Source organism: Frankia tisae (assembly GCF_025403405.1).
Lineage (GTDB): Bacteria > Actinomycetota > Actinomycetes > Frankiales > Frankiaceae > Frankia > Frankia tisai.
Genome location: NZ_JANEZT010000732.1, coordinates 1 through 974, shown reverse-complemented (window position 1 = coordinate 974; position 974 = coordinate 1). Strand labels below are relative to the sequence as shown.

General features: G+C 70.7%; 1 protein-coding gene. It reads left to right on the top strand.

What is annotated here, in order from left to right; genetic code table 11:
- Positions 1-728 precede the first annotated feature (728 nt).
- A partial coding sequence (locus tag NBZ85_RS31385) for a hypothetical protein (RefSeq protein WP_261563453.1) occupies positions 729-974 on the top strand: 246 nt, incomplete at its 3' end.

Below are 974 nucleotides of genomic sequence, written 5' to 3'. Positions count from 1 at the left end.
CGGGGGTGGTCGGGGGCGGGCCGTCACCTGCACCGCGGCCGACCAGCCGCGCCCGCGCCGGGATGCCGCCGAGCGCCCGCATCCGGTCCATCGAGCGCATGCGCTCCAGGGGACTGGCCAGGCGAGTCCGTACCGCCTGTGCGCGCACAGGCGCGGGCGCGTGGAGCGGCCCGGCAGCCGATTCGGCGCCTACCGAAGGAGAGGCTGTCGGTACGCCGGCCGCCGACGTCTGGAGTGCCGATGCCGTGGCCGTCAGTTCGGAATAGCCGGGGTCGGAAGCGCCAGCCGAGGATCTCGGAGCCGTCGGAGTCGAGGTCGTTGAGGCGGAAACGATGAATTCTCCGGCATCGCGGCGTTTTGTGGCCCGCGTCCCAGCGATCTCGTCCTGCCGACTTTCGGCCCCGCCGCGTTGTTCGGGTGCACAGCTCTCATTGTCAACACTGTGTTCTTTTTCCGCCGGAGTTTGCTCTCGAGGGAGATCGGTGCCTTCGCCGTGCGGGTGGGACCCGTCATCACCAAAAGGCCTGTCGGCCGGCTGCGGCGAACCGTGGCTGCGCGAATGGGCGCCGCCACCCGGCCCGACCCGGCCGTGGGGAATCTCCCCACCGGGAGAACGACCCGCACCGACAGGATCGTCCCGGAGGTGCGGATCATCAGCGCTGTGAACGATGGTCCCGGGGCGGAGTCCATCGACCTCGTCGGCGGGATTGCGGCGGTCGGCCCGGCGAGTGCCGCCGGACCGTTGGGGCAGTGCCGGCGGCGCATCCGGAACGTCCGTCGCCGCTGCGGCGGTCACCGTCGTGGTGTGGGGCTCCGTCGTGGTGTGGGGCTCCGTCGTGGTGGAGGACACCGTCGTGGTGGAGGACGCGGGCCACAAAACGCCGCGATGCCGGAGAATTCATCGTTTCCGCCTCAACGACCTCGACTCCGCCGGCTCCGAGATCCTCGGCTGGCGCTTCCGACCCCGGCTATTC